The organism is Lactobacillus sp. (assembly GCF_051873315.1).
Classification (GTDB): domain Bacteria; phylum Bacillota; class Bacilli; order Lactobacillales; family Lactobacillaceae; genus Lactobacillus.
The window spans coordinates 8,425-14,768 of record NZ_JBJEES010000127.1 but is presented as its reverse complement, the minus strand read 5'-3'; the positions used below and the strand labels follow the sequence as shown (position 1 = coordinate 14,768).

The 6,344-nt window shown below is 51.9% G+C and carries 7 protein-coding genes; all 7 read left to right on the top strand.

Annotation, left to right across the window (positions count from 1 at the left end; genetic code table 11):
* A partial coding sequence (locus ACI32D_RS07430; protein WP_439775948.1) for a capsular polysaccharide synthesis protein occupies positions 1-526 on the top strand: 526 nt, incomplete at its 5' end.
* A complete protein-coding gene (locus tag ACI32D_RS07425; RefSeq protein WP_439775947.1) occupies positions 519-1,481 on the top strand; it encodes a DUF6625 family protein in 963 nt (320 codons plus the stop codon). The genes ACI32D_RS07430 and ACI32D_RS07425, both read left to right, overlap by 8 nt.
* Before the next feature lies 1 nt (position 1,482).
* A complete protein-coding gene (locus tag ACI32D_RS07420; RefSeq protein WP_439775946.1) occupies positions 1,483-2,721 on the top strand; it encodes a polymerase in 1,239 nt (412 codons plus the stop codon).
* A gap of 44 nt (positions 2,722-2,765) precedes the next feature.
* Positions 2,766-4,208 (top strand): oligosaccharide flippase family protein, encoded by a 1,443-nt coding sequence (locus tag ACI32D_RS07415; RefSeq protein WP_439775945.1) that lies wholly within the window; start codon positions 2,766-2,768, stop codon positions 4,206-4,208.
* A gap of 109 nt (positions 4,209-4,317) precedes the next feature.
* Positions 4,318-5,313 (top strand): dihydroxyacetone kinase subunit DhaK, encoded by a 996-nt coding sequence (dhaK, locus tag ACI32D_RS07410; RefSeq protein WP_439775944.1) that lies wholly within the window; start codon positions 4,318-4,320, stop codon positions 5,311-5,313.
* Positions 5,314-5,326: 13 nt separating this feature from the next.
* A complete protein-coding gene (gene dhaL / locus ACI32D_RS07405; protein WP_439775943.1) occupies positions 5,327-5,908 on the top strand; it encodes a dihydroxyacetone kinase subunit DhaL in 582 nt (193 codons plus the stop codon).
* A gap of 1 nt (position 5,909) precedes the next feature.
* Positions 5,910-6,287, top strand: a complete 378-nt coding sequence (gene dhaM / locus ACI32D_RS07400; protein ID WP_016396231.1) for a dihydroxyacetone kinase phosphoryl donor subunit DhaM — start codon at positions 5,910-5,912, stop codon at positions 6,285-6,287.
* Positions 6,288-6,344: the final 57 nt, after the last annotated feature.

Below are 6,344 nucleotides of genomic sequence, written 5' to 3'. Positions count from 1 at the left end.
TGGCGCGCATTTGGCCGACTTGATCCGGCTGGAGCTCTTGATCAATTACGGAGGCATCTGGACCGACGCGACCGTTTTTTACAGCGGGGACTTGCCGGATTTTCTGTTTAAAAACCGCCTCTTTGCCTACCAGATCGTCAAGCCGGGCAGGGACGGGCAAGCCATTCCCATGTCCAACTGGCTCTTGGTTGCCCCGAAAAGAAACAGGCTGCTTTTGATCACCCGGGACCTGCTCTATGCTTACTGGAGAAGGCATGACAAGTTGCTTGACTACTATATTTTCCACATCTTTTTCCAGCTGGCGGCTGAGGCCTGTCCAAAAGACTTCGCGAAGGTAATCCCTGTGGACAGCGGGGCCCCGCATTTGTTAGGCCTGCGCTTGTTTGACCAGTATGAACCGGATTTTTGGCAGGCGATTAAAGACCAAACTAGCATCCATAAGCTGTCTTACAAGTTTCCGCCGGGGATGTTTTTGCAAAAAGGGACCTATTATGCCCAAGTCGTGAAAGGAGGCAAAAATGGCTAAAAAGAAGAAACTGGCCTTAGTGATTTGTTACTTTGGGCCTTTGCCGGCCTACGCGGATTTGTTCTTCAGATCGGTTAAGGAAAATCCGGCAACTGACTTTATTCTGGCCACCGACCAGCTGGTCAAAAATCCCCCGGCCAATCTCCAGGTCAAGTACCTGACTTTGGCGGACTTGCGGGAAAAGTTCCAAAAGAAGCTGGGCTTTCAGATCCGGCTGCACTCGCCCTACAAAATCTGCGACTACCGGCCGGCCTTTGGCTGGCTTCTGTCCGACTGGCTCAAGGACTACCGCTATTGGGGCCACTGCGATTTGGACCAGGTTATGGGGGACTTGGAGAAATTTTTGCCGGAGAAATTGCTGGAAAAATACGACAAGGTCTACCAACATGGCCATCTGACGGTCTTCCGCAATACTTTGGCCAACAACCTCCGCTTCGTGGCCAAGGGCGGGCTGAATTACCGGGAAGTTTTCCAGACAGACCTGCCCTGCGTTTTTGACGAGGTGGAAGGGATTCAGAAAAAGTTTACAAAACTCGGCGCCAAGTGCTGTTTAAAGCGGGACTTCGCCGACATCTACTCTTGGCGCGAGCAGATGCGGCGGACCAAGTCGTACTTGCAGGGGCGGGAGAAGAAAAAGCTGAACAGCGCCCGCCAGGTCTTCTTTTATGAAAAAGGCCGGGTTTACCGAGCCTACTTTGCCGGCGGGAAAATGAACTATGAGGAGCTGGCCTACCTGCATTTTCCGAAAAGGCGGATGCGGCAGAATTTTTACCAGAGCGATTCTTACTTTATTGGTAAGGACGGATTCTATGCTAAAGAGCCGGGCTTTAATGTGACCATGGGGGAGATCAAGCGCTATAACGGCTTCAGCCTAAAGGGCGAAGCCCGGGTGAAGCTGGCTTATTGGACCTTCATTTGGAGCCGGCGGTATCGTAAGTACGTCCTTAAGCGCTAGTATGGTAGTCCGCTTGCGCCGGCAGAACCTGGTCACCCTCTACTTAAGCGGGCAGATGCTGTGTTTTGCCTGCTTGAATCAACTTTTTCCCATCCCTTTGGTCGACAGCCAGGATGAAATTTTGGCCGTTTTTTGCCTGATCGGGATCGTTTGTGCGCTAATGACCAAAAGTCTGAGCAAGGGAAAAGCGGGGCTTTTGTTAAAAGCCGGCTTTGCCCTGGCCCTTGTGGAAAGCCTGGGGATAATCTCGAACGGGATGTCGGGGCTAATCAGCGGGATGCCGGTTTTAACCGACGCCTTTAAACTGGTCAAGCTGCCCTCGGTCCTCTTTTATGTCAGCTGCGTCCTCCGGCCTTGGGAAAAAAGGACGATTGTGAGCAACCTGCTTTTTTCCAGCAAATGCTTTATTTTAATTGCTTTCCTAGGAGGTATTGTCAATCTGGCGGTTGACCTGGGCTTTAGCTACGACCTTCGCTATGGGATCCGGTCTTATAAGTTTATCTATGAGAACCCGGCGGCCTTAAACGAGGTCCTGCTAGTCTCTTTAGTGCTGATCATGCTGGGTGAAAAAAGCGGAAAAAAGGGCAGGGAAAATAAGTGCGGACTTAGCTGTGGCAAGGTCTGGCTCCTTTTGTACCTGGCAACTGTGGCCATGACCTTGCGGGCTGGGGGAATCGGGGCCAGCGGGATCTTGCTTTTATGCCTGCACTTTGAGAAAAAGGGAATCCAGCTGACCTGGAGAAAAGGCGTCAGTGCGGCCTTCATGGCTTTTTGCCTGGGCTATCCCCAGGTCAAGGAGTACTTTTTCAGCGAGACGGTCAGGTCGAAATTGCTCCGGCATTCCTTGATTGTTTTGCGGGACTGCTTTCCTTTAGGCAGCGGTTTGGCGACTTACGGGTCAGACCAGGCCTTTAAGCACTACTCCCCCCTTTACGTCCGCTTTGGTTTTCACCATGACTATGCTTTGGCCCCGGAGACGGGCTTTGCCATGAACGACAACTTCTGGCCCATGCTCTTAGCCCAGTTTGGCCTCTTTGGTGCTTGCCTGTATGTGTACTGGCTAGTTGCCCAGTTTGCCTACTGCTTGAAAAAGGTGCCGCCAGGGCAAGCGCGGGCAGGAGCCTTGGGGATTATTGCCTTTTTCCTGATTAGTTCTTTGGGCAACCCGATTTTTACCAGCGCCTCGGGAGTCTTTCTGGCGGTGGCTTTGGGCTTGACCAGTGATTTTTTGCAAAAGTAACAAGGAAAGCTAAAGAAAACAAGAGAAATAGAGAGAGGTGACAGATGGAAAAAGCTAAGAAATCGCTGTCCCGCAACGCCTTGGCCAGCGGCCTGCAGACGGGGACCCGCTTAGTCTGTGCCCTGGTGACCTACCCTTATTTGGCCAGGATCTTGCGGGTTGACCAACTGGGTCAGTACGACTTCGCGGCCACGATTGTCAGCTGGGCGGCGCTAGTGGCGGGCCTGGGCATCTACGCCTATGGGGTTAGGGAAGGGGCAAAAAAGCGGGATGACCCGGAAGAGCTGTCCCGTTTTGCTTCGGAAGTCCTGGTCATCAACCTGGCCTCGACCTTGCTGGCTTACTTGGGTCTGGCGGCCTGTCTGCTTTTTTCCAGTAAGCTAAGAGAATATGGACCGCTGATTTGGACACTAAGTTCCAACATTATTTTTACGACCTTGGGCTGCGAGTGGCTCTACGCGATTCATGAGGAATACGGCTACCTGGCTCTGCGTAACATTTGCTTTCAAGTTTTGTCTCTGATTCTGCTCTTGACATATGTCAAGGATGAAAGCGATCTATTGTTATATGCTTGGACTACGGTGGCGGGCAGTGCGGGGGCCAACTTGATCAACTTTATGCGGCTGGGCAAGTACTGCACCTGGTCTTTGACCTGGCATTTTTCTTGGCAAAAGCACCTCCTGCCTATCCTCGTCTTATTCGCCAACGCTCTGGTCAACCTGCTTTATGTAAGCGCGGATGTAGCCCAGATGGGTGTGATGACCAGCGACTATTATGTGGGCCTTTACTCAGTGGCCAGCAAGGTCACGGCCCTGCTTAAGCAATTGTTAGGTGCTGTCATCATTGTTACCGTGCCGCGTCTGGCTTGCTTATATGGGCAAAAGGGCGGAGTGCTTTTTCAAAAATTGGCCCGGCAGATTGCGGATTTGTTAGTGACGCTGGCCTTGCCGGCTGCCTGCGCCTTGTTTGCCTTAGGCGAGGAGGTTGTCATTTTAACCGCGGACTTAGATTTCGCGCCAGCCGCGGGGGCCATGAAGCTTCTGGGATTGGCCTTGGTCTTCTCACTTTTGGCTTGGTTTTACATGGCGGCGGTTTTAGTTCCGGCTAGGCAGGAGAAGGCGGCTTTGCTGGCAATCAGCATCGCTTCTGTAGTCAATATTTGCTTGAACTTCCTGCTGATCCCGGCCTTTAAGGAGGCGGGGGCGGCGCTAGCAACCTTACTTGCCGACCTGGTGACTTGTCTGGCTTGTTACTTTTTGGCGAAAAAGTCAGCCCGCCTCTTGCCCAGCGGGAAAAAGCTGGCCAGCAGCCTGCTCGGCTGCCTCTATGTTTACTTGGTTTGCCAAGCTGCTTTAGCTAAGGGACTAGGGCCAGGAGCGACGGTCTTTTGGTCAGCCCTCTGGGCCATCCCCGGTTACTTTGTGATTTTATATCTGCTTGGCAACCGGGTCTTGCTGGAATTTAAGCACGGAAGTAGACGGGAGTAGTGATTAAGCCGCTTGACCGGACAAGTTCTGAAAATTGTCCGTTGAAAAGATAACGCTTACAATATATGATGTGATTAAACAAGTTGGAAGAAGTAAGGAGGTTTTTCCGATGAAAAAGATCATTAATGACCCAAGCAATGTTGTTGAAGAAATGGTAACTGGCTTAGCCGGAATGTACCCGCAATACGTTGAACGGATTCCTGGCACAACTGCCTTAGTCCGCAGCGACAAGGACTCAATGACCGGCAAGGTTGGTCTGGTCAGCGGCGGTGGCAGCGGCCATGAACCAGCTCACGCTGGTTATGTTGGCAAAGGGATGCTGACTGCGGCTGTTTGCGGGCAAGTCTTTACTTCCCCGACTCCAGACCAGATCTACGAAGCCATTAAGGCAGCTGACCAAGGCAAGGGCGTCTTCTTGATCGTCAAGAACTATTCTGGTGACGTGATGAACTTTGACATGGCCAAGGATTTGGCCGCTATGGACGACATCGAAGTCCGCTCTATCGTGGTTGACGACGACATCGCCGTGGAAAACAGCCTTTACACTCAAGGCCGGCGCGGGGTGGCCGGGACCGTCTTTATGCACAAGATCTTAGGTGCGGCTGCTGATCAAGGTGCCAGCCTGGATGAGATTGAAGAATTAGCCAAGGCAGTATTGCCACACATCAACACGATTGGTGTTGCCTTGTCAGCAGCTACGGTTCCAGAAGTTGGCAAGCCAGGCTTCGTTTTAGCTGACGACGAGATTGAATACGGGGTCGGGATTCACAGCGAACCAGGCTACCGCAGAGAAAAGATCAAGCCATCCAAAGACCTGGCCCAAGAACTGCTCAGCAAGATCGATGAAAGCTTGAAATTGTCTGCTGACAAGAAGTACGCCGTTTTGGTTAACGGGATGGGGGCAACTCCACTCATGGAACAATACATTTTCAGCAAGGATGTCTTGGACTGGCTGGACACTAAGGGCATTAAACCTGTCTTCACCAAGGCTGGCAACTACATGACCTCTATCGATATGGCCGGGATTTCCTTGACGGTGATGGAAATCGCCGATGACAAGTGGCTGGACTACTTGAACTACCCAGTTGAGACGATCGCTTGGTAAGGGGGAGCAAAAAATGGAACTGACGACAGAACTTTTAGACAAGTGGATGGCAATTTTTGCGGAAAAAATCGAAGCCAACAAGGCTTACTTAAGTGACCTGGACACTCCGATTGGCGACGGGGACCACGGCAATAACATGGCCAGAGGGATGGCCGCGGTTGAAGAAGCCTTGCAGACTAAAAAGCCGGCTGATTTGACCTCTGCCTTAAAGCTGGTAGCGATGTCTCTTATCAGCAAGGTCGGCGGGGCTTCAGGCCCCCTCTACGGGACTGCCTTCTTGGAAATGGCCAAGCTGAGCGCCAGTGAAACTGACCTGGCGAAATTGACAGAAGCAGCCCTTTTGGGAATCAAGAAGCGGGGCGGTGCTGAACCTGGCGATAAGACCATGGTCGATGTTTGGTCAGCGGTCGTACCGGCTTTAGCCAAGGGCAACTTAACTGACGACCTCATTCAAGAGGCAGTTGAAAGCACTAAGCCGATGCAAGCCAAAAAGGGGCGGGCATCTTACTTAGGTGAGCGGTCAATTGGCCACTTGGACCCAGGTTCAGTGTCTAGCGGCTACCTCTTTACGGCCTTGCTGGAAGCGGAGGCTTAAGATGACTTATGGTATTTTGATCGTGTCCCATGTGCCAGAAATCGCGGCTGGTTTGCCAAAACTGCTCAAGCAGGTAGCGGCTGACGTGCCGATCACCTTTGCTGGTGGTACTGATGACGGCGATATTGGGACAAGTATGGAAAAAATTGGGCAGGCAATTGAAGAAAATGCTGCTGATGAGCTGCTGGCTTTTTACGACCTGGGCAGTGCTAGAATGAATCTGGACATGGCTGGGGAGTTTGCCGAGAAAAAGGTCCGCGTTTATGACGTGGCCTTGATCGAAGGCTCTTATGTGGCGGCTTCGCTCTTGCAGGCCGGCGTTGGCTTGGCTGAACTTGAAAGCCAGCTGGCGCCTTTGAAGATTAAAGGAGATGACTAAAATGAGCGGCTTTTTAGGAGAGTTCTTAGGAACGATGATTTTGATCGTGCTGGGTGT

Coding starts and splice junctions, on each gene's coding strand:
- ACI32D_RS07425 (WP_439775947.1), top strand. CDS start 519: ATGGCTAAAAAGAAGAAACTGGCCTTAGTGATTTGTTACTTTGGGCCT.
- ACI32D_RS07420 (WP_439775946.1), top strand. CDS start 1,483: ATGGTAGTCCGCTTGCGCCGGCAGAACCTGGTCACCCTCTACTTAAGC.
- ACI32D_RS07415 (WP_439775945.1), top strand. CDS start 2,766: ATGGAAAAAGCTAAGAAATCGCTGTCCCGCAACGCCTTGGCCAGCGGC.
- dhaK (WP_439775944.1), top strand. CDS start 4,318: ATGAAAAAGATCATTAATGACCCAAGCAATGTTGTTGAAGAAATGGTA.
- dhaL (WP_439775943.1), top strand. CDS start 5,327: ATGGAACTGACGACAGAACTTTTAGACAAGTGGATGGCAATTTTTGCG.
- dhaM (WP_016396231.1), top strand. CDS start 5,910: ATGACTTATGGTATTTTGATCGTGTCCCATGTGCCAGAAATCGCGGCT.